The sequence below is a fragment of the Nocardioides sp. genome, assembly GCF_041393715.1.
Lineage (GTDB): Bacteria > Actinomycetota > Actinomycetes > Propionibacteriales > Nocardioidaceae > Nocardioides.
Genome location: NZ_JAWKJQ010000007.1, coordinates 50,101 through 70,569, shown reverse-complemented (window position 1 = coordinate 70,569; position 20,469 = coordinate 50,101). Strand labels below are relative to the sequence as shown.

Annotated in this window: 25 protein-coding genes and 1 pseudogene; 14 read left to right on the top strand and 12 right to left on the bottom strand. The window is 73.7% G+C overall.

The genetic code is table 11. From position 1 onward, the window contains the following. Positions 1-148: 148 nt before the first annotated feature. The 3 genes from R2740_RS12520 to R2740_RS12510 all read left to right on the top strand — a co-directional run bounded on the left by R2740_RS12520 (position 149) and on the right by R2740_RS12510 (position 2,223). The gene (locus R2740_RS12520; RefSeq protein WP_371303025.1) at positions 149-805 is read left to right on the top strand and encodes a response regulator; all 657 of its coding nucleotides are present in this window, start codon (positions 149-151) and stop codon (positions 803-805) included. Next, complete coding sequence (locus R2740_RS12515) at positions 802-1,968, top strand: GAF domain-containing sensor histidine kinase (protein WP_371303024.1); 1,167 nt, start codon at positions 802-804, stop codon at positions 1,966-1,968. Before R2740_RS12520 ends, R2740_RS12515 begins: the two co-directional genes overlap by 4 nt. A gap of 84 nt (positions 1,969-2,052) precedes the next feature. Further along, positions 2,053-2,223, top strand: a complete 171-nt coding sequence (locus R2740_RS12510) for a hypothetical protein (RefSeq protein ID WP_371303023.1) — start codon at positions 2,053-2,055, stop codon at positions 2,221-2,223. A 58-nt stretch (positions 2,224-2,281) separates the two neighbouring features. Here the strand turns inward: R2740_RS12510 and R2740_RS12505 are convergent, their stop codons facing one another. Both R2740_RS12505 and R2740_RS12500 read right to left on the bottom strand, forming a co-directional pair. Further along, the gene (locus tag R2740_RS12505; RefSeq protein ID WP_371303022.1) at positions 2,282-3,079 is read right to left on the bottom strand and encodes an SGNH/GDSL hydrolase family protein; all 798 of its coding nucleotides are present in this window, start codon (positions 3,077-3,079) and stop codon (positions 2,282-2,284) included. 130 nt (positions 3,080-3,209) lie between these two features. Then, a complete protein-coding gene (locus tag R2740_RS12500; protein ID WP_371303021.1) occupies positions 3,210-3,632 on the bottom strand; it encodes a hypothetical protein in 423 nt (140 codons plus the stop codon). A 53-nt stretch (positions 3,633-3,685) separates the two neighbouring features. On the opposite strand from R2740_RS12500, the gene R2740_RS12495 reads away from it, so the two are divergent. Beyond that, positions 3,686-4,393 (top strand): lysoplasmalogenase, encoded by a 708-nt coding sequence (locus R2740_RS12495; protein WP_371303020.1) that lies wholly within the window; start codon positions 3,686-3,688, stop codon positions 4,391-4,393. Here the strand turns inward: R2740_RS12495 and R2740_RS12490 are convergent. Then, complete coding sequence (locus R2740_RS12490) at positions 4,369-5,781, bottom strand: serine hydrolase domain-containing protein (RefSeq protein ID WP_371303019.1); 1,413 nt, start codon at positions 5,779-5,781, stop codon at positions 4,369-4,371. The two genes, R2740_RS12495 and R2740_RS12490, sit on opposite strands and share 25 nt — an antisense overlap. A 75-nt stretch (positions 5,782-5,856) precedes the next feature. Further along, a complete protein-coding gene (locus R2740_RS12485; RefSeq protein WP_371303018.1) occupies positions 5,857-6,450 on the bottom strand; it encodes a GNAT family N-acetyltransferase in 594 nt (197 codons plus the stop codon). A gap of 101 nt (positions 6,451-6,551) precedes the next feature. Between R2740_RS12485 and R2740_RS12480 the strand changes: the two genes are divergently transcribed. From R2740_RS12480 to R2740_RS12450, 7 genes and pseudogenes are all read left to right on the top strand, one after another. Next, the gene (locus R2740_RS12480; RefSeq protein WP_371303017.1) at positions 6,552-7,415 is read left to right on the top strand and encodes a xanthine dehydrogenase family protein subunit M; all 864 of its coding nucleotides are present in this window, start codon (positions 6,552-6,554) and stop codon (positions 7,413-7,415) included. After that, complete coding sequence (locus tag R2740_RS12475) at positions 7,412-7,885, top strand: (2Fe-2S)-binding protein (RefSeq protein WP_371303016.1); 474 nt, start codon at positions 7,412-7,414, stop codon at positions 7,883-7,885. Before R2740_RS12480 ends, R2740_RS12475 begins: the two co-directional genes overlap by 4 nt. Then, positions 7,882-9,246 (top strand): 8-oxoguanine deaminase, encoded by a 1,365-nt coding sequence (locus tag R2740_RS12470; protein ID WP_371303015.1) that lies wholly within the window; start codon positions 7,882-7,884, stop codon positions 9,244-9,246. The genes R2740_RS12475 and R2740_RS12470 overlap by 4 nt, the downstream gene beginning before the upstream one ends. Then, entirely contained in the window at positions 9,243-11,525 is a 2,283-nt protein-coding gene (pucD, locus tag R2740_RS12465) for a xanthine dehydrogenase subunit D (protein WP_371303014.1), read from the top strand. Before R2740_RS12470 ends, pucD begins: the two co-directional genes overlap by 4 nt. Before the next feature lie 116 nt (positions 11,526-11,641). Further along, the gene (locus R2740_RS12460; RefSeq protein WP_371303013.1) at positions 11,642-12,229 is read left to right on the top strand and encodes a hypothetical protein; all 588 of its coding nucleotides are present in this window, start codon (positions 11,642-11,644) and stop codon (positions 12,227-12,229) included. A gap of 228 nt (positions 12,230-12,457) precedes the next feature. Continuing rightward, positions 12,458-12,643 (top strand): annotated as a pseudogene (locus tag R2740_RS12455) (TMEM165/GDT1 family protein); the annotation flags it as partial. A 139-nt stretch (positions 12,644-12,782) separates the two neighbouring features. Then, positions 12,783-13,037 carry a TMEM165/GDT1 family protein gene (locus R2740_RS12450; RefSeq protein ID WP_371303012.1) on the top strand — a complete coding sequence of 85 codons (255 nt, stop codon included), beginning with the start codon at positions 12,783-12,785 and terminating at the stop codon, positions 13,035-13,037. Positions 13,038-13,057: 20 nt separating this feature from the next. Here R2740_RS12450 and R2740_RS12445 read toward each other — a convergent pair whose 3' ends face one another. The 3 genes from R2740_RS12445 to R2740_RS12435 form a co-directional block, all read right to left on the bottom strand. Continuing rightward, positions 13,058-14,107: a S1C family serine protease gene (locus R2740_RS12445; protein ID WP_371303011.1), complete on the bottom strand. Its 1,050-nt coding sequence runs from the start codon at positions 14,105-14,107 to the stop codon at positions 13,058-13,060. A gap of 111 nt (positions 14,108-14,218) precedes the next feature. Further along, positions 14,219-14,629 (bottom strand): alpha/beta fold hydrolase, encoded by a 411-nt coding sequence (locus tag R2740_RS12440; RefSeq protein ID WP_371303010.1) that lies wholly within the window; start codon positions 14,627-14,629, stop codon positions 14,219-14,221. Positions 14,630-15,138: 509 nt separating this feature from the next. Continuing rightward, positions 15,139-15,291, bottom strand: a complete 153-nt coding sequence (locus tag R2740_RS12435) for a hypothetical protein (RefSeq protein ID WP_371303009.1) — start codon at positions 15,289-15,291, stop codon at positions 15,139-15,141. Positions 15,292-15,524: 233 nt separating this feature from the next. On the opposite strand from R2740_RS12435, the gene R2740_RS12430 reads away from it, so the two are divergent. Continuing rightward, complete coding sequence (locus tag R2740_RS12430) at positions 15,525-15,899, top strand: potassium channel family protein (protein ID WP_371303008.1); 375 nt, start codon at positions 15,525-15,527, stop codon at positions 15,897-15,899. Positions 15,900-16,010: 111 nt separating this feature from the next. Here the strand turns inward: R2740_RS12430 and R2740_RS12425 are convergent, their stop codons facing one another. Continuing rightward, a complete protein-coding gene (locus tag R2740_RS12425; protein WP_371303007.1) occupies positions 16,011-16,754 on the bottom strand; it encodes a DUF4184 family protein in 744 nt (247 codons plus the stop codon). A gap of 232 nt (positions 16,755-16,986) precedes the next feature. After that, the gene (locus R2740_RS12420) at positions 16,987-17,982 is read right to left on the bottom strand and encodes a class I fructose-bisphosphate aldolase (protein ID WP_371303006.1); all 996 of its coding nucleotides are present in this window, start codon (positions 17,980-17,982) and stop codon (positions 16,987-16,989) included. A gap of 188 nt (positions 17,983-18,170) precedes the next feature. Here R2740_RS12420 and R2740_RS12415 point away from each other — a divergent pair, with 188 nt between their 5' ends. Both R2740_RS12415 and R2740_RS12410 read left to right on the top strand, forming a co-directional pair. Next, positions 18,171-18,545 (top strand): ArsR/SmtB family transcription factor, encoded by a 375-nt coding sequence (locus R2740_RS12415; protein ID WP_371303005.1) that lies wholly within the window; start codon positions 18,171-18,173, stop codon positions 18,543-18,545. Beyond that, a complete protein-coding gene (locus R2740_RS12410) occupies positions 18,542-19,024 on the top strand; it encodes an SRPBCC family protein (RefSeq protein WP_371303004.1) in 483 nt (160 codons plus the stop codon). The genes R2740_RS12415 and R2740_RS12410 overlap by 4 nt, the downstream gene beginning before the upstream one ends. Before the next feature lie 16 nt (positions 19,025-19,040). Here the strand turns inward: R2740_RS12410 and R2740_RS12405 are convergent, their stop codons facing one another. The 3 genes from R2740_RS12405 to R2740_RS12395 are packed head-to-tail and all read right to left on the bottom strand — an operon-like array spanning position 19,041 to position 20,463. Next, positions 19,041-19,370 carry a YbjQ family protein gene (locus tag R2740_RS12405; protein ID WP_371303003.1) on the bottom strand — a complete coding sequence of 110 codons (330 nt, stop codon included), beginning with the start codon at positions 19,368-19,370 and terminating at the stop codon, positions 19,041-19,043. 22 nt (positions 19,371-19,392) lie between these two features. Then, positions 19,393-19,563, bottom strand: coding sequence for a VOC family protein (locus R2740_RS12400; protein ID WP_371303002.1), 171 nt, complete (start codon positions 19,561-19,563; stop codon positions 19,393-19,395). A gap of 54 nt (positions 19,564-19,617) precedes the next feature. Then, positions 19,618-20,463, bottom strand: coding sequence for a hypothetical protein (locus tag R2740_RS12395; RefSeq protein WP_371303000.1), 846 nt, complete (start codon positions 20,461-20,463; stop codon positions 19,618-19,620). Positions 20,464-20,469: the final 6 nt, after the last annotated feature.

The following is a 20,469-nucleotide window of genomic DNA, read 5'->3' as shown; positions in this document are numbered from 1 at the left end:
GGAGATAGTCCGCTACGTTCGGCACCACCTCAGGGGTTCTGACTGGTGCGCAACGTAGCGGACTATCGCCACGTGGGCCGAGCCGGAGGCGGGCGGGCGGACGACGCTCTGGGCGGCTCGACTCCGCGCACCCCCTACGCTTCACCGCATGTCGAAGCCGCTGCGCCTGGTGCTCGTGGACGACCACGAGATGGTGCTGCACGGGCTCGACGCGATGCTGCTGCACTTCCCCGATCGCGTGGAGATCGCCGGCTCGGCGACCACGGCACCGGCGGCGCTGGGCCTGGTGGCGGCGGAGCGGCCCGACATCGTGCTGGCCGACGTCCGCATCGGCCGCGAGTCGGGTCTCGACCTGACTCGCCAGATCACCACCGAGCACCCGGAGACCAAGGTGGTGATGCTGACGGTCTACGACGACGAGCACTACCTCTTCCAGGCCCTGCGGGTGGGCGCGTCGGGCTACGTGCTCAAGCGGATCGACGCCGCGGAGCTGGTCGCGCAGCTGGAGCGGGTCGCCGAGGGCGAGACGGTGATCGACCCGGCGCTGGCCGGTCGGGTGGCCCTGTCGGCGGCCCGGCTGTTGGCGGGGGAGTTCTGGCCGGGTGCGCACCTCGGGCTCACCCAGCGCGAGTCGGAGGTGCTGGAGCTGCTGGTCTCCGGGCACTCCAACAAGGGCGTCGCGGCCAAGCTGGTGGTCAGCGAGGACACCGTGAAGACCCACATCCGAGGGCTCTATCGCAAGCTCGGCGTCTCCGACCGGAGTGCCGCGATCGCGGTGGCGTTGCGGGAGGGGCTGTTCCGGTGAGCGCCGCAGCGAACCCGCCCGGCGGCACCACCGCCGAGGCGGTCGGGTCGGCGCTGGGCGCCGACGGGGTGGTCGTCTTCGCCGCCGACGGGCAGGAGCTCACGGTCGCCGACGCCTGGCCGGCCGATCCGGTGGCGGCGTCGCTGCTGAGGATCCCGGTGGGCTTCGGCGTCGCCGGTCTGGTGGCCCGCTCGGGCCGGGCGGCGCTGCTCGCGGAGGACTCCCCGCGCAACGCGGTGCACCGCCGGCTCCTCGGCCTGGCGCCCGGTCAGACCATCGCCCGGATGTGCCTGCCGGCGCCCGGGCTCGAGGGTGTGGTTGCCGGCGTGCTGGCGATGCACCGGTCGCCCGATCGGCCGTTCACCGAGGCCGACCAGCAGCTGGCGACGTCGTACGCCGAGGTGCTGGGACTGCGGCTGCACGCCGAGCAGCTCTGGCGCGCCGTCCACCGGCACCGCTCGGAGCGCGACCGGCTGATCGAGGCCGCGATCTCCGCGCAGGAGGCCGAGCGCCGCCGGATCGCCTTCGACCTCCACGACGGTGTGACCACCGCGCTCGCCTCCATGGCCATGCACCTCTCGTCGGCCGACCTGACCGTGGCGGGCATCGGCATCGCCCCGACCCCGCCGGCCGACCTGGCCGCCCGCGCGCGCCGCGAGCTGTCGACGGTCCGCGACCTCGCCGACCTGGCCTACGCCCAGACCCGCGCGGCCATCTCCGGCCTGCACAGCCTGGTCCTCGACGACCTCGGCCTGGTCGCGGCACTGGAGTCGCTGGCTCAGGCCGCCGGCTCCGCCGACGGCCCGTCGATCGACGTGGTCGTCGACGCCTCGGAGGAGTTCGAGCTCGTGCCGGACCACGCGGCCGCCGCGCTCTACCGCATCGCCCAGGAGGCGCTCGCCAACGCCGTCCGCCACGCCGAGGCCGACCGTGTCGTGCTCTCCCTGCGCCGCGTCGGCGACTCCGTGGTCCTCGGCTGCACCGACGACGGCGTCGGCTTCGATCCCTCCGCCCGGAGCGCCGAGCGGGCGGGAGACGGCGACGGGTCCCAGCACTTCGGCCTCTCCTCCATCGCCGAACGCTGCGCCCTCATCGAGGCGTCGCTGCGCCTGGAGTCGACCCCCGGCCGGGGCACCACCGTGCTCGTCGAGCTGCCGCTCTGACGTCCGCAGGGTGCGGACTCCCGCGCCGGCGCGGACCCGGACCGCCAGCAGCGCGCCCCGGGTCGAGCGGGCTAGGTTCGTGACATGTTCGACCGCCGTGACCGCGTGTGCGTCCCGATGGAGGTGGAGATGATCCCGCTCTATCGCGAGCCGGCCTGGTCGGTGCGGCTACGACGGCAGCAGCGGCGCGAGCGGCGGCGCTCGTGGCGTCTCGCGGTGGCACGCCGAGGGCGAGCCCTCCTGCGCCGCACCTAGGCGAGTCGGCGCCGGCGGTCGGCGGGTTGCGCGTCCGGGTCGTGGGGTGCGCGGAGGCTCAGTGCCGCGCCCGGCCGTCGTCGCCCGGCGCGGCGGCGGCCAGGCTCGGGCTCGCCATCACGGCGTCGGCGAAGGCGGCGTGCAGGGTGGGGCTCGGATGGAAGCCGTCGGCGGCGAACATGTCGGGCTCGAGTGCCTGCGTGGTCTCGATGCGGAACGTCCTCGGGCGGGCGTGGATCGCCTGCACGCCGATCGCGTCGAAGACCCTGCCCCGCCACCCGAGCGCGTCGGCCAGAGGTCTCGGGAACGCCGGGAAGTGCTGGAGGGGCGGGATGCCCAGCAGGCAGACCTGGGCCCGCGGGGCGGCGGCGAGTACCTCGTCGAGCAGTGCCTCGAGCTCGCGGCGGAAGCGCGTCGTGCTGTGCAGGTTCTTGAGGTCGTTCACACCGACGGAGACGAACACCAGGTCCGCGTCGGCCAGCGCTTCCCGAGAGACCAGGTCCCTGGCTTCCCCGGCGGTGGCGCCGGTCCTCGCGCAGGCCCGCCAGTCGACCGTGGCGTCGTACCTCTCGGCGAGCCGCTGCGCCAGCTGGCCCGCGATCGAGGAGCGGTGGTGGTCGAGCGCGTATCCGGCCGTGACGCTGTCCCCGAGCGCCACGACCGTCATCCGGCGAGTGCCCGACCCGACCTGGCCGGTGGTGCCGTCGGCGTCCGCGAAGCGCGGGATGCTGCGCCTGAGCCGGTATCCCTGGATCGGCACCAGCGGCAGGCCCACCCACCAGAGCCGTGCGAGACGGCCGTCCCCGGACCCCCGGGCCCGGGCGGGCCGCCACCGGAGCATGTCGCGGCTGGACATGCTGGCGATGGTAGGCCGCCCGCGGTGACCGCCCCCGGGTGGCCCCGGGTCGGGCCGTTCACCCCCGCGCGCCTCGAGCCGCCCGGGCGGCTGGGGCCGCTACGTCGGCAGAGGCCGGCCGACGGTTCCGCTAGCCGATCGGCCGGCCGAAGGTGCGAACCCAGTCCTCGGGTGAGACCGACAGGAGCTGCTCGACCATGTCCTCGGCCACGGTCGGCCCGCCGAACACGCCGACGTAGTCGCGGAAGTCCAGCCAGGAGATCGTCCGTCCGTCGGGTGACTCGACGATGAGCGGCGCCATGACGCCGCAGCCGGCCTCACCGCATGAGCACCGGCACAGGGCGACGCGGCGACCGAACGGCTCGGGGACGAGTGGGGACAGCGGCCCGAGCATCTGTCCCGGATCGAAGCCTCGCCAGTCGCTGGCCACGGCGGCGAACCGGTCCACGCCGTCGACCTTGATGGTCAGCACCGGCCAGTCCGGGCTGTGCAGGACCTCGAACCCGAGGTCGAGTCGAGCGAGTGGACGTGAGGTGCGTGGCGTCGTGTTCATGGAGTCGGTGCTTCTCGGCCACCCGCGGCCGCCCTCGTCGCTACGCTCCGGCCATGCTTCCCGATCGGCGTGTTGCGCAGCTGCTCCTGGGGGTGTTCGCGGTGGTAAGCGCGATCCACCTGCTGGCCCAGCTGCTCGACCGGTCCCGGCTCAGTGGCGGGACCCAGGTGCTGCTGATGCCGCTTCTCGCAGCCGCGCTGTGGGAGGAGACCTCGACACCACGCGGCCGGCTCGTCTCCCTCACCCTGCTGGCGCTCGGGTTCTCCTGGCTCGGCGACACCGCGCCCAGGCTGGTCGACGGCGACCCGGCCTTCCTGCTGATGGTCGGCTTCTTCCTGCTCGCGCAGGTCTGCTACATCGTGGCGTTCCTGCCCTACCGCCACCACAGCCTGCTCCACGTCCACCGCCCCTGGCTGGCGGCGTACGTCGTCGCCGTGGTGGGCCTGGTCGCCGCCTGCGTGGGCGGGGCGGCGGACATGCTCGTGCCGGTCCTGGTCTACGGCGCGTGCCTCGGCACGATGGCCGTGCTGTCGACCGGCCTGAACGGGTACGCCGGCGTCGGCGGGGCGGTCTTCCTGGTCTCCGACGGGCTGATCGCCCTCGAGTCCTTCGTGCCGGGCTTCGGGCTGCCCGCCCAGGGCTTCTGGGTGATGGCGACCTACGTCGCCGCGCAACTGCTCCTCGTCGCGGGCGTGTTGCGGGCGCGGTCGGACGCGTCGTCGCCGCACCGGCCGGCTCAGGTGTCGGACCGACCCGAGTAGGCCACCGCCAGCCTGGACACCGCCCAGACGACACCGCCGACGCCGGACGCGATCAGCGCCAGCCCGAAGTCGGGCGAGAACACCCGGATCGTGCTCAGCGGCGCGCCGAACAGCCGCGGCACCAGCACGAGCCACACCCACGCCGCCGCCGACGTGGTGAGCAGCGGGAACCAGAGACTGAACAGCCCGGAGAAGCCGGACTTCGCGCGGATCCTCGCGCGCTGACGCCAGGCCCAGACGATGCTGAGGAGATAGCCGAGGGGGAGGAGCGCCGCGCCGAGGAACAGCGCCTGCCGGGGCAGGGCGGAGCCCGCACCGTCGTCGTCCAGACCCAGGGCTCGCGCCGTGATGCCGTTGCGGAGCCCGACCGTCTCACCGAACCCCATCCCGCTCCCGGCGTTGACCAGGACGACGACACCGCTTCGCTCCTCGGGTTCCATGGTTGCGAGCGTCTCGAATCCCGGCGTCGACCCATCGTGCCAGACCGTCCCGCTTGTCGGGTCCAGGAACCAGCCGAAGCCATAGGACGGGGACACCGCTCCGGCCGGTGTCATCATCTGTGCCTTGTCGTGGGCGGTGACCACGTCGTCCTTGCCGTTCATCATCATCTGCAGATACAGCGCCAGGTCGCCGGCACTCGCGACGACGCCGCCCGCGGGCGCCGTGCCCGGGCCCGGCGGGCTGCCGACGACGGGGCGCTTGGTGCCGAACCACGGGGTGTGCCCGGTCGCCATGGAGTCGTGGGTGTCCCCGTCGGCCACGAAGCTGTGTGTCATGCCGAGGGGCTCGAAGATGTGCTGGCTGACGTAGGCCTGGTAGGACTGCCCGCTGACGACCTCGACCGCTCGGCCGAGGATGAGGTAGTTGGCGTTGGAGTACTCCCAGCGCTCGCCCGGTCGATGGGCCGGGGCGTCGGCGGCAAGCCCGGCCACCCGATGTGCGAGGTCGTCGTCCGCGCCGTCGGCGGCGGTGCGGGTGGAGTTGCCCTGGAGCGTGGAGTAGCCGCTGGTGTGGTCGAGCAGCTGCCGGACGGTGATGCTGCCCGCGGGCTGATCCGTGAACTCCTCGACGTAGGCGCCGATGCCGGTGTCGAGGTCGACCTCCCCCCTCTCCACCAGCTGGATGACGGCGAGCGCGGTGAAGCTCTTGGAGATCGACCCGGTCAGGAACGGCGTGTCCGGGGTGACCTCGGTGGTCGACCCCTTCTCGACCACGCCGTGACCCCGAAGCGTAGTGATCTCACCATCGGTGATCACGGCATAGGCGACGCCGGGGGCACCGGACGCCGGCAGCTCGCGGGCGACGAACTCCTCGATGGTCCCCTCCGGCGGGACCGGCGCGATCGAGGCGACGACGCCCATGGTCAGCACTGCCAGGAGCAGCCGCACACCCACGTTCCTCCTCGGTCCGTCCGGACGAACAGGACAAGGACCCTAGCGGGTCGGGCCGCGCCCTCCCGGCGGTCAGGTCGCCGCGCCGAGGCGGTGACGAACCACCCGGCGGCGCAGGGTGGGGGAGGCCTCGACCTCATAGCCGGCGGCGAGGAAGACCTGGAGCAGCCCGACCGACGCCTCGTCCCAGATGATGGTCTTGCCGGGCGCCGGCTCGCTGGGATAGCCCTCGAGGACCTGGGCGCCGACCTGCCGGCCGTAGTCGACGGTGGCCGCTGCCAGCTCATACATCAGGCCCTGACGTCGGAAGCCCTTGCGGACCACGAAGCAGGTGACCGACCAGACCCCCTCGAGCTCGGGATCCCTCCGCATCCAGGACTTCTGCCGGGCCCAGATCCGGGGGTAGTTCTCGCGCGGCTCGACGGCGACCCAGCCGGCGGGCTCGCCGTCGACGTACCCGATCAGGCCGGACGTCGGGCCGGGCGTGCCGCAGCCGGTCTGCTGGAGCAGCGCGGCGTCGCGCTCGTCCTGGGTGCTGTCGCGCCAGATCCAGCCGGGCACCTTGAGCGCCTGGCAGCGGCACTTGCGGGCGCCACCGCCGTCGAACACGGCCTCGACCTCCTCGGTGGACGCCTCGTTGGCCGGCCGCCAGCTGAACTCGGGCATCCCCCGAGACTACGGGCGCCGAGCAGCGCATCGCTGCCCAGCGTCTTCCCAAGGAGCGCCGGGAGGGATAGGAAGTCGGGAGAGCGGCGAGGCGGTGACCCATGGACCTGGTGCGTCCGCAGACCTGGGCGGAGGCCCTGACGCTGCGCGCCGAGCGTCCGGAGCTGGTCCCGATCGCGGGCGGCACCGACGTGATGGTCGACCTCAACTTCGGGCGCGCCCGCCCTCCCGGGCTGCTCGACCTGACCGCGGTCGAGGAGATCCGCGGCTGGTCGGTCGACGGCGCCGTGCTGCGGATCGGCGCGGGCGTGACCTACGCCCGGGTCCAGGCCGAGCTCGCCGCCCTGAGCCCGGGGCTGGCGATGGCCTCGCGCACCGTGGGCTCGCCGCAGATCCGCAACCGCGGCACGGTCGCCGGCAACCTCGGGTCGGCCTCCCCCGCGGGCGACGCGCATCCGCCCCTGCTGGCGGTGGGCGCCAGCGTCGAGGTGGCCTCGGTGCGCGGCAGCCGGACGATCCGGGTCGCGGAGTTCTTCACCGGCGTGAAGAGGCACGCTCTCGATCCCGACGAGCTGATCGCGGCCGTGCACGTGCCGGTCGGTCGGGGGCCGCAGCAGTTCGCGAAGGTCGGCACCCGCAACGCGATGGTGATCGCGGTGGCGTCGTTCGGCCTGGCGCTGGACCCCGACGAGCGACGGGTCGGCACCGGCATCGGGTCGGCCGGGCCGACGCCGCGCTCGGCTCCGGCGGCCGAGGAGCACCTCGCCGGTGAGCTCGACTGGGACGATCGAGCCCCCGTCGGTCACGGCGCTCTCCGCCGGTTCGGCGAGCTCGTCGCCGAGGCTGCCGACCCCATCGACGACGTCCGCGGCAGCGCGGCGTACCGCCGCCACGCGCTCGCCGTGGTCGCGGCCCGCACCGCCGGGTGGGCGTGGGACGAGTACCGCGCGGGGGAGGGTTCATGAGGGTGCGCTGCACGGTCAACGGCGAGGAACGCGTCGCCGACGACGTCTGGGCCGGGGAGAGCCTGCTGTCGATGCTCCGGGAGCGGCTCGGTCTGCCCGGCTCGAAGAATGCCTGTGAGCAGGGCGAGTGCGGGTCGTGCACGGTCTATCTCGACGGCCTGCCGGTCTGCTCCTGCCTGGTCGCGGCGGGTCAGGTCGAGGGTCGCGCCGTCGTGACCGTGGAGGGGCTGGCCGACGGGGATCGCCTCGACCGGGTGCAGCAGGCGTTCCTCGACGCGGGCGCCGTCCAGTGCGGCTTCTGTACGCCGGGGCTCGTGGTCGCCGTCCACGAGCTGCTGCAGCGGGAGACCGACCCGACCGACGCCGACGTCCGCGAGGCGCTGGCCGGCAACCTGTGCCGCTGCACGGGCTACCAGAAGATCCTCGACGCCGTCCGGCTCGCCGCCTCGCGCAGCGGAGGCGGCCGATGACCACGGTGATCCAGGGGTGCGCCGTCGCGACCGTCGACGCCGCCGGCACCGAGCACCCCGACGGGCACGTCGTCCTCGACGGCGACCGCATCGCGGCGGTCGGACCCGGCCCTGCCGACCCGGCGGTCGTCGCCGTCGCCGACACCGTCGTCGACGGCCGCGGCTGTCTGGCGACGCCCGGCCTGGTCAACACCCACCACCACCTCTACCAGTGGGCGACCCGCGGCCTGGCCCAGCAGGAGGACCTCTTCGGCTGGCTCACCACGCTGTACCCGGTCTGGGAGGGCCTCGACGAGGAGGTCGTGGGAGCCGCCGCGGCCGCGGGACTCGGCTGGCTGGCGCTGACCGGCTGCACCAGCACCACCGACCACCACTACGTCTTCCCACGCGACGGTGGCGACGTGCTGGGCGCGACGGTCCGCGCCGCCCGTGAGGTGGGCCTGCGCTTCCACCCCACCCGCGGGTCGATGGACCTGGGGCGCAGCCGGGGTGGGCTGCCGCCGGACTCCCTCGTCGAGACGACCGACGCGGCGCTGGCCGGCACGCTCGCCGCCCTCGACGAGCATCACGACCCCGCCCCCGGCTCGATGCTGCGGATGGGCGTCGCGCCGTGCTCGCCGTTCTCCGTCACCGAGGCGCTGATGCGCGAGGCCGCCGCCCTCGCCCGCGACCGCGGCGCGCGTCTGCACACCCACCTGGCCGAGACCCTCGACGAGGAGGACTTCTGTCGGAGCAGCTTCGGCTGCTCGCCGACCGAGTACGCCGACCGGCTGGGCTGGCTGGGTGGGGACGTCTGGCTGGCCCACGCCGTGCACCTCCACGACGGCGACGTCCGTCGCCTCGCCGGCACCGGCACGGCCGTCGCCCACTGCCCGACCAGCAACGCCCGCCTGGGTTCCGGGCTCGCGCCGGTCGCCGAGATGCGCCGGCAGGGGGTGGCCGTGGGCCTCGGTGTCGACGGCTCGGCCTCCAACGAGGAGAGCTCGCTGGCCACCGAGATGCACGCCGCGGTGATGGTGGCGCGGCTGCGCGAGGGACCGGCCGCGATGACCGCCCGTGACGCGCTGGCGCTGGCCACCGTGGGCGGGGCTCGGGTCCTCGGACGCGAGGACGAGCTCGGCTCGCTGGAGCCCGGCAAGCTCGGCGACGTGGCGCTGTGGCGGGTCGACGGGCTCGGCCACGCCGGCTGTGAGGACCCGGTGGCCGCGCTCGTCCTGGGCTCGCGGCCGCCCCTGGCCCGGCTACTGGTCGGCGGGGCCACCGTGGTCGAGGACGACACGCTGGTGACCGCCGACCAGCACGACCTGGCGCAGCGCGCGGTCACCGCCACCCGCGACCTGCAGGCTCGGAGCGGGCGATGACCAGCGCGCCGACCGACACCCGGCGTCGTACCCCCGGAGGCGTGGGCGAGAGCGCCTCCCGGCCCGACGGGGTGCCCAAGGTGCGCGGCGAGTTCGCGTTCTCCTCCGACCTGTGGGCCGACGGCGCGGCCTGGGGCGCCACGGTGCGCAGCCCGCACGCCCACGCCCGGATCGTCGAGGTGAGCACCGCTGCCGCGCTCGCGCTGCCCGGCGTGCTCGCGGTGCTCACCCATGAGGACGTGACCGGCGTGAACCGGTTCGGCCTGGAGCACCGCGACCAGCCCGTGCTCGCTCAGGACCGGGTGCGCTACCAGGGCGAGCCGGTCGCGCTGGTGGCCGCCGACCACCCCGAGACGGCCCGCCGCGCGGCCGAGCTGGTCGAGGTCGGCTATGCCGTGCTGCCGCCGGTGACCGACGCCCGCGCGGCGGTGCGCGGCGAGTGCGAGCCCCTGCACGAGGGCGGCAACACGGTCCGGCACGTGCGGCTGCGGCACGGCGACCCCGAGGCCACCGCCGAGGTGGTGGTCACCGGTGAGTACGAGGTCGGCATGCAGGACCAGGCCTTCCTCGGCCCCGAGTCGGGGCTGGCGGTGCCGGCGCCCGACGGCGGGGTCGACCTCTACGTCGCCACCCAGTGGCTCCACGTCGACCGCGGCCAGGTGGCGGCCGCGCTCGGGCTCGACGAGGAGCTGGTCCGGATCACGCTGGCCGGCGTCGGCGGCGCCTTCGGGGCGCGCGAGGACCTGTCGATCCAGGTGCACGCCTGCCTGCTCGCGCTGCGCATCGGGCGGCCGGTCAAGATGGTCTACTCGCGCGAGGAGTCGTTCTTCGGGCACGTGCACCGGCACCCGGCGTGGATGCGCTACGAGCACGGCGCCGACCGGGACGGCCGCCTCGTCTACGTCCGCGCGGAGATCGTGCTCGACGGCGGCGCCTACGCGTCCAGCACGCCCGCGGTCGTCGGCAACGCCGGCACCATGGGCGCCGGTCCGTACGCCGTCCCGAACGTCTCGATCGACTGCTACGGCGCCTACACGAACAACCCACCGTGCGGCGCGATGCGCGGCTTCGGAGCGGTGCAGGCGGCGTTCGCCTACGAGTCCCAGATGGACCGGCTCGGCGAGGCGGTCGGGGTCGACCCCGTCGAGATCCGGGTCCGCAACGCCCTGACCGAGGGCGACCGGATCGCCACCGGTCAGGTGCTCGACTCGGCCGCACCGGTGGCCGAGCTGGTCCGCCGGGTGCGCGACCTGCCCCTGCCGCCGCCGCCCACCGCCGACCTGCGAGCGCTGCCCGGCGGGGTCGGCAACACCACCCACGGCGAGGGCGTACGCCGTGGTGTGGGCTATGCCGTCGGCATCAAGAACGTCGGCTTCTCCGAGGGGTTCGACGACTACTCGACCGCACGGGTGTCGGTCGAGGCGGTGGGCGGTGAGCCGCTGGCCACCGTGCACACCGCCGCCGTGGAGGTCGGTCAGGGTCTGGTGGCCCTGCAGCAGCAGATCGTCCGCACGGAGCTCGGCCTCGCTCGGGTCCGGGTCGCGACGGCCGACACGACCGTGGGATCCGCCGGCTCGACCTCGGCGTCGCGCCAGAGCTATGTCACCGGCGGGGCGGTGCAGGCTGCCTGCCGCGAGGTCGCGGGCGAGCTGCTGGCCAGGGCGTCGGAGAGCGCCGGGGTCGCCGCCGAGCTGCTGCGCCTCGAGGACGGCCGGGTGACCGGCCCCGGTGACGTGAGCATCGACGTCGCGGACCTGGTCGCCGATGAGCCCGTCGTGCACACGGTGGAGTGGCACCATCGGCCCACCTCGCCCCTCGACCCCGAGACCGGGCAGGGCGACGCCCACGTGCAGCTGGCGTTCGCGGCGCACCGTGCCGTGGTGGACGTGGACGTGGAGCTCGGCCTGGTCAAGGTGGTCGCGCTCGACTGCGCCCAGGACGTCGGCCACGCCCTCAACCCCGGCGCGGTGGTCGGCCAGATCCACGGCGGCAGCGCCCAGGGGCTGGGGCTGGCGGTGATGGAGGAGATCCAGGTGGTCGACGGGCTGGTCCGCAACCCGTCGTTCACCGACTACCTGATCCCCACCATGCTCGACATGCCACCGATGCGGGTCGACGTCCTCGAGCTCGCCGACCCGCACGCGCCCTACGGCCTGCGCGGCGTCGGGGAGCCCCCGACGATCTCCTCGACGCCGGCCGTGGTGGCCGCGATCCGCGCGGCCACCGGACTGGCCCTCACCCGGGTGCCGGTCCGCCCCGAGCACCTGACCGGCACCTGACCGGGGCCGGCGGCGCCGAGCGTTCGGTGTTCGAGCCCCGCGACCGGTCTGACGGAAGGCTTACGGCCGTCTCGGCTCCCTTCTCTCGGGCCGTCCGCCGTGCTGAGGTTGGCCGCATGTCCCGCCTCGCCGCCCTCGCCGTCGTCCTCGGTCTCGCCCTCGCCGGCTGCTCGTCCGGCTCCGACGACGGCCCCGTCGACTCCGGTGACAAGGCGCTCGACGGGCGGGTCGACGCCATCCAGAGGGCCATCGACCAGTGGCAGTCGGCCGAGGACATCACCGAGGCGCACCGGGGCGCGGAGACCGCTCGCAACCTCGTCGTCGGCAGCCACGGGCCGGAGTACGGCGACGCCGACGGCGATGGCGAGATCGCCGGCGAGGCGGAGGAGGGGCTGCTGCCCGGCGCCCACGGCGAGACCGGGATCACCGGGCCGGGCGCCGACGAGCGCGAGTGCCTGACCGCCAACGTCCTCGGCGGCTCGTGGTCGGACCCGGAGGCGCGCTGGGCGCAGGCCGAGCAGGCCGTGGCCGACTGGTCCCCGTCCAACAACACCTTCCCGGGCCTGCAGAGCCACGCCCAGCGGATCTTCGGCTGGACCTCGCTCGCGCTGGCGACCGACGACCTGGCCACCGCCCAGGAGTACGCCGGCCACGCGCAGCTGCACATCGCGGTCGTCGCCGACGACGCGCGGGCATGCGGCTGAGCGCAGCCGCCGCGACCGTGGTGCCGCCCCGGGACCCCGTTCGGTAGGCTGGGGGTCAGCGAAAGGGAGTAGTCCCCAACAGCCGCGTCGACATGCTGACCCACGGGTCCGGTGCGGCAGGCCAGGAGATCCTGGCGGACGAGACTTTCGACCGGATTCGTGCACGACGAGCCCGGTCGAGGACTCGTCGGCTGCGACTCTTCGTCCGGGAGGACGAGGAGTTCTCACATGTGGGAAGCACTACTGCTCAGCACCGCGGTCATCTTCGTGGCCGAGCTGGGCGACAAGAGCCAGCTGATGGCGATGACCTTCGCGACCCGGTACCGCGCCCGCGACGTCCTGGTCGGGATCACCGTGGCCACCGCCGTCGTGCACCTCGCCTCGGTGGCGATCGGCCTCTCCATCGGCGCGGCCTTCGCCGACTATCAGGGCTGGATCTCGATCGGGGCCGGCGTCGCCTTCGTGGCGTTCGGGTGGTGGACCGCGCGGCGACGAGCTCACCGAGGAGGAGGCGCAGAAGGCCAAGCGGAGCACCGGGTTCTCGATCCTCGCCGTGGGCAGCGCCTTCTGCCTGGCCGAGCTCGGCGACAAGACGATGCTGGCCACGATCACGCTGGCCGTGCGCGAGGACTGGTTCGGGACCTGGGTCGGCAGCACCATCGGGATGGTCGCGGCCGATGCCCTCGCGATCTGGGTCGGCTACGCGCTGGGCAAGCGGCTCCCCGAACGGGTCATCAAGTACGCCGCCGCCGCGGCGTTCTTCGTCTTCGCCGCGCTGCTGGTCCTCGACGGGATCCGGCACGTGTAGCGGCCGGGTGCCGTCGGGTCTCAGGCGACGGGCGCCTGACCGAGGGTGGCCCGGGCGGTGTGCGAGGAACCCGAGGAGTCGGTCCAGGTGATCCGCACCGAGTCGCCGGGAGCGTGCTCGGCGAGCACGGCGGCGATCTGGTCGACGGTGTCGACCGCGGTGCCGTCGACGGAGGTCAGGGTGGAGCCGGCGGTCAGCCCGGCGTCGTCGGCCGCGCCGCCGCGCACGACGCCGCCGACCTGGAGGCCGCCGGAGCCGGCGTAGACCTGGATGCCCAGCGCCGCGCCGTACCCGAGCTCGATGCCGCCGCTGGTGTCGCCGGCCTCGATCCGGTCGGCCAGGGACAGCACGGTCGAGATCGGGATGGCGTAGCCCTCGATGACGTAGCCGGTCGAGGCCGCGACGTTCATGCCGATCACCTCGTCGTCGGCGTCGAGGAGCGCACCACCGCTGTCGCCGGAGATGACGGTGGCGTCCACCTGGATCAGGTCGCTGAGGCTCTCGTAGCCGCCCTGCTCGTCGCTGACCTGGATGTCGGCGCCGGTCGCGGTGACCGAGCCGTCGGCGGCGCTGAGGGTGCCGGTGCCGCCGGCGTTGCCGACCGCGGTCACATCCTCGCCCACCGAGGTGGTGCGGTCGGGGTCGATGGTCGTCAGCCCGCTGGCATCCTGCAGCTGCAGGACGGCGATGTCGGCCGCCGCGTCGTAGCCCACCAGGTCGGCGTCGTACGTCGTGCCGGTGCTGGGGTCGGTCACCGTGATGCTCGTGCTGCCCTCGACCACGTGGTGGTTGGTGACGACCGTGCCGTCGGAGGTGAGCACCAGGCCGGTGCCCGCGGCCTCGCCGGTGCCGTAGTCGAGCTCGGTGTCGATCAGCACCACCCCCTCGGACTCGCTCGCGGTGGCCGGCTCGGTGGTCGTCACCTGCGCGGAGTACGCCGGCATCCCGGGTGGACCGTAGGGCCGCCAGTCCGCGGCCACGGCCGGGACGGCCAACGGCACGGCCAGCAGCGGCGTCGCGAGCAGCGCGCCGGCGGTGAGGGTGCGAAGCGAGTGTGACCTGGCGAGCATCGGGTCCTCCTGGGGATCTCCGTCGATGCCACCACCGTCGCTCCGCCACCTGTCACGACCCCAAGACGGTGCCGTGGACGACCTGCGGGTTCGCTGTGTCGAGGCTGTGCGTCACTCGGTGAAGTGCGCGACGAGTGCCGAGGCCAGCACGGCCGGGTGCGTGCTCGCGAGCTGGTGCCCGGCGCCTCGGACGGTGAGCTCGCTGTAGTGGGGCACCAGCCGACGGAGGCGGTCGCGCATCTCGCCGAACATCGGGGGACTCTGGTCGCCGCCGACCCACAGAACCTCGGCGTGGACGCTCCGAAGCTCCGCATCGTCCGGGTTCCAGGCCAGCAGGGCCGGGAGGTCCGACCCGAAGAAGGCGTGCGCGTCGCGCTCCATGTCCACCACCCGCCCACCGATCACCTCCTCGGGGGCGTCCCGCCAGTCGGGCCCGACCAGCATGGTCATGAACTCGTCGAGCGCGGCCTCGGTGCCTCGGGCCGCTTGCGTGTCGAGCAGCTCTCGCGTCCTGCGTCGCATCTGCTCGGCCCCCGGAGTGCCGGCTGGCGGGGGCTCGACGACGGCTGCCCGCCGGACCAGGTCCGGACGGGTGGCGGCCAGGGTGAGTGCGATCGTGGCGCTGAGCTCGTCCCCACCAGGTGCGCCGGCGTCAGGTCCAGCGCCTCGAGGATGGCGGCGGCGTCCTCGGCCTCGGCGTCGATCGTTCGTGGGCCCCGCGCCGGCGCACTGCCGCCGTAGCCTCGCCGGTGCCAGTGGATCACCCGGAAGCGCCGCGCCCGCGTCAGCTCGCGGGCCAGCGGCTGCAGCTCGTCGACCGTGAGCGCCGTCTGGATGACGAGCAGGGGGCGCCGTCTCCGACGACGACGACCTCCACGTCGGCGTCACCGACGGAGACCAGGTGTGACTCTTCCATCTCCGTCACGCTGCCGGTCCGCTGGAGTCTCCGCAACCACTGGCCCAGGTCGAGCACCGTTGGTAGTTTCGCCGGCCATGCTGAACGCTCTGCGAGACTTCCGGACCCGCGACGGCTACCAGCGCTGGGTCGCGCGCACCGAGACGCCGTTGCTGGTGCTGGCGCTGCTGTTCGTGGTCTTCCTGGTCCTCCCGGTCCTGGTGCCGTTGCGCGCGGAGCAGCAGGTCGCGCTGTTCTGGGCCAACGCCACGCTCTGGGCGGTCTTCACCGTCGACTACCTGGTCCGCCTCTACCTCGCCCCGGAGCGATGGCGGTTCGTCCGCACGCACCTGCTCGACCTGGCCATCGTGCTGCTGCCGATGTTGCGTCCCCTCCGGGCCCTGCGGGTCGTGCGCATCCTGCGGCTGGGTGCGGTGGCCGGCGTGGCGCAGCGACGGGCCACCCGGTCGTTGCACGCGCAGGTGACGACGTACGTCTTCTCCGCGGTCATCGTCGCTGGTCGTGGCCGGGATCGCGGTCCGCGAGGCGGAGCGGGGCTCGCCGGACGCGAACATCGCCAACGTGTGGGACGGCATCTGGTGGGCGGTGACCACGGTGACCACCGTCGGGTACGGCGACTACTACCCGACGACGCCGCTCGGCCGGCTGATCGCGGTGGGCCTGATGCTCATCGGCATCGCGCTGATCGGTGTGGTGACCGGCAGCATCGCCACCTGGTTCGTCGAGAAGCTCGAGGGCACCGAGGAGGCCGTCGACGCGGCCATCGAGGAGGCCGGCGCCGTCACCGACGCCAAGCTGGCCGAGGTGCTGGTGGAGCTGCGGGAGGTACCCCGGCTCCTCGAGGAGGGCCGGTCGGTCGCGGGGTCCTCCGGCTGAGCCGTCAGTCGGCGAGTGCCCGCGCCCGAGCAGCGCGTCGCTCCTCCATCTCGCCGATGATCGAGTCGAAGGCGAGCTCGTGCTCGTCGAGCTCGAGGCGATGCTGGTCGCTCAGGGGCTCGGCGTCTGAGTGCCGGTCCCTCGGGCCGACCGCTGCCACCACAGGCTGAGCGCCAGCATCGCGATCGCCGTGACCAACACGCCCCGGGTGACTGCGGTGAACGCCAGCGCGTGCACGCTGGGCGGCTCGGCGGCGAGCACCGCCAACAGCGTGAGTACGCCGGCCGGCAGCAGCGCGCCGACCGCCGCGAGCGGGCCCCCCGCGACCAGCCGCGGGCGCGGCCGGACCGGCTGGCGGGCGAGCCATCCGACGGCGACCGCGGCGACCACGGCCATGCCGGCCAGCCCTGATGCCAGCTGCAGCCAGAGGTAGCCCGGCATCCCGCCGGCGTGTGCCGCGAGCCACGGGACGTGCCGTTCGCCCCACCGGCCGGGGTGCGTGAACTGGTCCCAGCCGACGTGGGTCGCGGCGCCGAGCGCGGCGGCCGGCAGGGCGAGGAGCCAGGCGCGGACCTGCCACCGCACGCTCGTGGTCAGACGGTCCCGCACCCGCTGGGGCATCAGATCGACCACCGGGTCGCGGACCAGACCGAGCCAGACGGCCAGCGCGACCAGGGCCAGCGCCACGTCCACGGTGACGACGCCCGGCCACGAGTGCGTCACGGCGTACCACCGCCACTGGTGGACGAACACCGGCAGGTCCGGCGCCATCGACCCGGCCACCAGCGCCGACATCGGCAGGCCGAGGCCACGGAGCGGGAGGACGGCGGCGGGATGGGCGAAGGTGATCGGCACAGCGGCACGCTAGGTCCGGTCGGGTGCCCGCGGGGGTCGCGCCGCCGGGTCTTCACGCGACCTTCGCGGACCCTGCACACTCCGGCCACGCGCCGGCCACGATGCCTGTGGTGGTCGTCGGCAGCCGCCGGTCCGTGGGCGGCGGGCCAGGGTCGGCCCGGGTTCTTGGAACGATCGATAGTGCAGAAGTGGCAGCGCGAGGCCGCCAGATCGCCACGTTTGTGCCCAAACGTCAACAACCGCAGCCAGCCGCGCCGGCCGCCTCCCGGCAGTTGGCCAGCAGCGCCCGCTGGGCGGCGGTGACGTGCGCCGGGCTGCCCTCCCAGGTGGCCAGTGCGTCGTTGACGAGTGCACGACCGAAGGAGAAGGTCAGGTGCCAGGGCGCGTCCTCGATCCGGTTCAGCTCGGCGAGCGCCGCGGTGACCCGATGGGTCGGGTGGCCGCCGGAGAGGAACGCGATCCCGGTGACCGCGGCCGGCACGGTCGCTCGGAGCACGTCGTAGGTCACCGTCGCGATCGTCCGCGGCGACACCTGCTGGCTGTCCAGGCCGGGCGTCACGAGGTTGGGCTTCAGCACGATCCCGCTCAGGTCCACGCCGGCCCGGTCGAGCTCGGCGAACACCGCCTCCAGGATCATCCGGGTGGCGCGTGCCGAGTCGACCAGGTCGTGGGACCCGGCGGCCAGCACCTCCGGCTCCACGACCGGGACGATGCCGTGGCGCTGGCAGGCAGCGGCGTACGCCGCCAGGGCGGCCGCGTTGCCCTCGGCCACCTGGGGCACCAGCGTCTCCACGGACAGCACCGCCCGCCACTTGGCGAACGCCGCGCCCCGGGCGGCGTAGGACTCCAGCCGCTCGTCGAGCCCGTCGAGGCCCTGGGTCAGCAGCGCACCGTCGACGCCGGGGCACGCGACGGTGCCGGTGTCGACCTTGATGCCGGGCAGGACGCCGAGCTCGTGCGCCGCCTCGGGGAACCGCCGACCGTCGGTCAGCGACTGGCCGAACGTCTCATCGCACAGGATGATCCCGCTGACCGTCGCTGCGAGGCCGGGAGCGGTCAGCAACAGCTGGCGGTAGTCGCGGCGGGCGATGTCGGACGCCGTCACGCCGGCCGCCTCGAGCCGCTGTGACATCGTCGGGATGCTCTCGTCGGCAGCCAGGAGGCCGCGGCCTCCCGAGGTCATCTGCTCGGCGACCGCGTGCAGGTCGGTGGCGGTGCTGATGGTCACGACTCCTCCTTGGATGGGCGCGCCGCCCAGCATCGGCGACCGCGGCCGGGACGCCCTCACCCCTGCGGGCGAGCCCGGGTGTGAAACGGCGCCGTCGCATCGGGCCCGCGGCATTCAACCAATTGGTTGACAAACGCGGAGACGGCGCCTACGTTGTGTTCAACCCATTGGTTGAACAGGAGGCGGACATGGCTCGACCCGAGCAGCTCGACCGGGTCTTCGCCGCGCTGGCCGACCCGACGCGCCGCGACCTGGTCGCCCGGCTGGCCGGCGGTGACGCCACCGTCGGCGAGCTCGCGGCGCCGTACGCCGTGTCGCTGCAGGCGGTCTCCAAGCACCTCAAGGTGCTCGAGGACGCCGGCCTGGTGTCGCGCTCCCGCGATGCGCAGCGCCGACCGGTCCACCTGGAGGCGGAGGTGTTCGACCTGATGACGAAGTGGATCGAGCGTTACCGCCGCCAGGCCGAGGAGCGCTACCAGCGACTCGACGCCGTGTTGGCGCAGATGCAGGACGACGACCGCGGCGCCGGACGCGCCGCCCCCGACGAAGGAGCAGCGTCATGAGCACGATCCAGCACCACCCGGTGACCATCACCGCCCCCGACGGCCTGCCGTGGGTCGACATCGAGCGCGAGTTCGACGCGACGCCGGAGCAGGTCTTCCGCGCCCACACCGAGCCCGACCTGGTCTCCCGGTGGATGGGACCGCACGACCTGGTCAACGAGATCGACCACTGGGACGCCCGCGACGGCGGCTCCTGGCGCTACGTCGCCCGCCGCGGCACCGACGAGTTCTGGTTCCGCGGCTGCTTCCACCAGCTCGTGCCGGGCCAGCGGATCGTGCAGACCTTCACCTACGAGGGGTTCCCCGACGGCGTCTCGCTGGAGATCCTCGAGCTCGACCCGCTCGACGGCGGCCGCTGCCGGTTGCGCGCCCGCTCGGTGACCAGCTCCGTGGAGGGCCGCGACGCCTTCGTCGCCTCGGGCATGGAGTCCGGTGTCGTGGCGGGCTACGAGAAGCTCGACGACCTGCTCGCCGGCTGAGCCCCGGCGCCGGCCCCTAGGCGGGGGTGACCGGCTCGATGGTGACGGCGGTGCCGTAGGCGCAGACCTCGATGCCGGTGCCGGCGAACTCCGTGGTCTCGAAGCGGAACGCCACGACGGCGTTCGCCCCCTTGGCCTCCGCCTCCTGGCTGAGCCGAGCCAGCGCCTCCTGGCGGCACTCGTGGAGGAGCTGGGTGATGCCCCTGAGCTCGCCGCCGGCCAGCGCCTTGAAGCTCGCCCCGATGTTGGAGCCGACGTTGCGGGACCGGACGGTGAGCCCGAAGGTCTCACCGAAGGTGTGCGTGATGCGGGCTCCGGGGACGTCGTTGGTCGAGACGATCAGCATGCGCGCGAGCCTAGCCGCGGCCTCACTGCTGCAGGGACAGGTTGTTGCCGTCCGGGTCGTGGAACCACGCGATGCGGGTGCCGCTCGGGGCTGTCCAGATGCCGCGCTCGTCCTGGCCCAGGCCGTCGTACCGGTTGACCACGACGCCGGCGCGCACCAGCTGGTCCACCTCGATGCCGACGAGGTCGACCACCCATCCACCGTCTGCGCCGCCGGGACCTCGTCGACCCGCGTGATCTGCGACGCCTCAGGGGAAGGACAGCAGGCCGGGGTCGAAGCGGGCGCGGACGCGGGCCGACGCGTCGGCGGCGGCGACGATCAGCGAGGCGTCGGCCTCGCGACCGGTGGGGAGGACCACCGCGCCCGAGTCGCCGCCCTCGGTCGACTCCCGGTGCGCCATCACCCAGTCGAACAGCAGCCAGTCGACCGCGCCCGAGGCCACCATCGGCTCGGCCGCCGGGGCGAGCACCGCGTCGGTCACCGCGGCCAGCGCCTCGCGGTGCTCGGTCAGGGTCGCCTCGCGGTCGACCCCCGAGGAGTCGTGCAGCAGCATCGACAGGGTCGCGGGCAGCCGACGCGAGTCGTCGGTGACGACCAGCCAGCGAGCGCCGCGCCACGGCTCGGCCTCCGCCACCCAGTGCAGCCCCGCTCGCCCACCGACCATCCCCACCCCCGGAGTGTCGAGCTCGCCGTCGAACGGCGCCGGACCGGTCAGGCCCAGCGCCCAGCGGGCCCGGATCCCCAGCAGCGCGGCGGTCCCGATGATCTGCCCGGCACGCACGTCGTCGGGGAGCCCCGCGGCACGCTGGGCGGCGGCGTAGTCGACCACGGCCCGGTCGATCGCACGGTAGGCCGCTCCCAGCCCTTCGTGCTCCCCGGGCCTCGGGCCCCGGCCGCCGCCGAGCACCTCGCCGTACCGACCGGCGACCTCGATCAGCACGTCGTCGAGCGCCTCCGCGTGCGTCGGCAGCCAGCGGTGCGGCTCGGCACCGGGCAGCGCGAAGAGCTCGGCGAGCCGGGCCGGGCGGTCATCGGGTGTTCGCCAGTGGAAGCCGAGCTCGTCGTCGGTGGCGTGGATGCGGGGCAGCGCCATCGGCGG